This window comes from Haematospirillum sp. 15-248, from assembly GCF_012102665.1.
Taxonomy (GTDB): Bacteria; Pseudomonadota; Alphaproteobacteria; order Rhodospirillales; family Rhodospirillaceae; genus Haematospirillum.
The window spans coordinates 1-3,402 of sequence record NZ_JAAVTF010000025.1 but is presented as its reverse complement, the minus strand read 5'-3'; the positions used below and the strand labels follow the sequence as shown (position 1 = coordinate 3,402).

Below are 3,402 nucleotides of genomic sequence, written 5' to 3'. Positions count from 1 at the left end.
GCCGTCGTCCTGGATTTTTTTTCCGGGTCCGGAACAACCGCCCATGCAGTCATGCGTCTAAATAGACAGGACAGTGGGTGCCGCCAGTCGATTTCCATTACAAACAACGAAGTTGCTGCTGACGAACACGCTGCGCTCCGAAGAAACGGCTTACGCCCCGGCGATCCCGAGTGGGAACGGTGGGGCATTTGCGACTACATCACCAAGCCCCGTATCGCCGCTGCGATCACCGGGAAGACGCCAGACGGCGAACCAATCAAGGGGGGCTACAAGTTCACCGATGAGTTCCCCATGGCCGAGGGCTTCGAGGAGAACGCCGAGTTCTTCACCCTGACCTATGAAACGCCGGTTGCGGTCAGCCACAATCGCGCGTTCGCGCATGTTGCGCCGCTCCTGTGGATGCGAGCCGGCAGTGAAGGCAGGCGGATCGACGCAATCCCCGCCGACGGGTGGGAAATGGCGGATACCTACGGCCTGCTGACCGACTTGGACAAGGCGACCGCCTTTTGCAAAGCGGTGGAAGCCAAGGGCACCATTCGAATTGCCTATATCGTGACAGATGACGACCGGCGCTTCCAGGCGGTCACGCGCCATTTGCCCGATGCCGTCGAGCCGGTACGGCTCTACGAGTCGTACCTGACAAATTTCCGATTCTCGATGGGGCGCTGAGTCATGAAGTTTACGTTGAAGGATTATCAGGACGAGGCCGTCAAAGAGGTTCTGGACCGGCTGAAGAAAGCCCGCAAACGCTGGCATGAAGACCGTGACAAGCACGCTTTCTCGCTGACTGCGACGACCGGCGCGGGCAAGACCGTCATGGCGGCAGCAGTCTTTGAATCCCTTTTCTATGGTAACGACGATTTCGACTTCGAGGCTGATCCAGGTGCTGTGGTGATCTGGTTCAGCGATGACCCGTCTCTGAACGAGCAATCCCGCTGGCGGCTTCAGGAAGCGTCCGACAAGCTCACCATCTCCGATCTGGTCAGCGTCGGGAACAGTTTCGCTGGAGAGAAATTCCGGCCCGGCAAAATCTACTTCCTGAACACGCAGAAACTGTCCAAGAACAGCCTTCTGGTGCGCGGGCACGATCCCAACGACCCCACGCTGGAAACGGCAGACGGCCAACGCATTATGCCGGACATGCGGTCGCATACGATCTGGGATACGATCCAGAACACCATCGAAGATCCCGACCTAACCCTGTACCTGATCCTCGATGAAGCCCATCGAGGTATGAAAGAGGGTGGTCGGTCCAACGGCGACGGCAAACCGACAATCGTCAAGCAGCTCATCAACGGTTCGGGCGCAGTGCCCGGTATCCCGATTGTCTGGGGTATCTCCGCAACCGTTCAACGATTCAACGATGCCGTTTCCGGTATGCAGGACCGTAGCACCCTGCCCAACGTGATTGTCGATGCAAAGAAGGTGCAGGATTCGGGCCTTCTGAAAGACACGATCAACCTCGATGTGCCCGACGAGACCGGCGATTTTTCAACCGTGCTTCTGCGTCGCGGCACGGCCAAGCTGAGTGATATCTCGAACGCCTGGGCGGAGTACGCCAAGCAGCAGGATGACGCCGATACCGTTCTGCCCCTCATGGTGTTGCAGGTTCCAAACTCCCCGGACCACAACGAAATCGGCCTATGGCTCGACACGATCTTCGAGCAATGGCCAGAGCTTCAGCACGACTCTATCGCCAACGTTTTCGGTGAACACAAAACCGAGACCTTTGGCCGACATACGGCCCCCTACATCGCACCGGAACGAGTTCAGGAATCCGATTGGGTACGCATTCTGATTGCCAAGGACGCTATCAGCACAGGCTGGGACTGCCCGCGTGCGGAAGTCATGGTTTCCTTCCGGGCGGCAACGGACAAGACCCACATCACCCAGCTTCTCGGTCGAATGGTGCGCACGCCACTGGCACGGCGTATCCCCGGTAACGACCGGCTGAACGCGGTCGATTGCCTTCTCCCTCATTTTGACAAGAAATCGGTTGAGGCCGTTGTCGCCGCGCTCATGTCAGGCGGCGAAGCTGGCGAGGAACTGCCCGGTCGGCGGGTGCTGATCAATCCGCGCGAGATGAAGCCCAATCCGGCAATCTCTGAGAACGTTTGGCAAAAGCTGCTTTCCTTGCCGTCGCAAACCTTGCCGAAGCGGCAGGCTCGCCCGGTCAAACGGCTAACGGCGCTTGCTCACGAACTGGCTGTTGACGGCCTCCTCGCGGACGCCGGCAAGAAAGCTCATGCCGAATTGCACAAGGTTCTGGACGGCGCACAAGTCCGGTATGCCGAAGAAATCAAGAAAGCCCGCGACTCAGTGATGACCGTTGAAGGGAAGACGGTGAAGGCGGATGTAGAAACCAAGGAAATGACCTTCGACGATTTTGTCGAAGCTGCCGACTACGCCGTCATCGAAGACGCATACAAACGCGCGGCGCGGGTTATCAGCCCTGACCTTGCCACGACCTACAGTGAACACCTTGCCAGCAAAGCCGAAGAGGATGACGATCCCGAGGAAGCGCTGATCGAGGCTCATACCGTGATTGCGGCGCTTGGGCTTGTCCCTGATCTGAAGGACGATCTTGAGACGGCTGCGGAGAAGCTGTCAAACCAGTGGTTGACCAATTACCGGGTTCAAATCAAGAGCCTTTCCGATGAACGTCAAGACGTCTATCGCCAAATCCGGGAAATGAGCGCTGATCCGTTGGATGTCGATCTTGCACGGCCCAACACTTGGCTTCAGATGACCACGGCGCGCAAGGCCGACGGCACCGAAGAGCCGCTACCACGCTTCGAAAGGCACATGCTTTGCGATGAGGATGGCCTTTTCCCCGGCGACTTCAATTCATGGGAAGGCAAGGTCGTCAAGGCCGAGTTGGAGCGAGCCGGTACGGTCGCCTGGTATCGAAACCCAGCCCGTGCGAGTCAGGATTCGTTGGGCGTAACCTATGAAGAAGGCGGCGACATAAAAATAGTTCGGCCAGATTTCATCTTCTTTGCGCAGCTGGACGACGGCACTGTGGTCGCTGATATCGTCGATCCCCACGGCATTCAGTTTGGTGACGCTCTTCCGAAGCTGAGGGGCTTGGCGGAGTACGCTGAAGCTAACGCGGGCACATACCGGCGCATCGAGGTTATCGCCGAAGTTGGAGGGACCTTTCGCACTATCGACCTGACGGAGGCTTCAGCCCGAGCGGCGATTAAATCCGCAGCGACGGTGAAGGAGGTTTACGATAGCGAGGTGGCGCATGATTACGTCATGTAGCTATTATCAGTTTGCAGGAGGACGCGGTGCCTTTTCCGCTTTCGCCGCAGAGCATTGACGCCATAGCTGAAGTCATCAGCGGCGGCGGTGGGAACAACCCGACGCCGCCAATTGGAATCTATCGCAGCGGCCCCA

Annotated in this window: 2 protein-coding genes; both read left to right on the top strand. The window is 58.1% G+C overall.

Translation table 11 applies throughout. The features are described 5' to 3' along the window. Nucleotides 1-669 (top strand): DNA methyltransferase (locus tag HEQ72_RS11145; protein WP_209316248.1); only part of this gene is annotated, 669 nt, incomplete at its 5' end. 3 nt (nucleotides 670-672) lie between these two features. Beyond that, the gene (locus HEQ72_RS11140) at nucleotides 673-3,267 is read left to right on the top strand and encodes a DEAD/DEAH box helicase (RefSeq protein WP_168023416.1); all 2,595 of its coding nucleotides are present in this window, start codon (nucleotides 673-675) and stop codon (nucleotides 3,265-3,267) included. Nucleotides 3,268-3,402 lie beyond the last annotated feature (135 nt).

Coding starts and splice junctions, on each gene's coding strand:
- HEQ72_RS11140 (WP_168023416.1), top strand. CDS start 673: ATGAAGTTTACGTTGAAGGATTATCAGGACGAGGCCGTCAAAGAGGTT.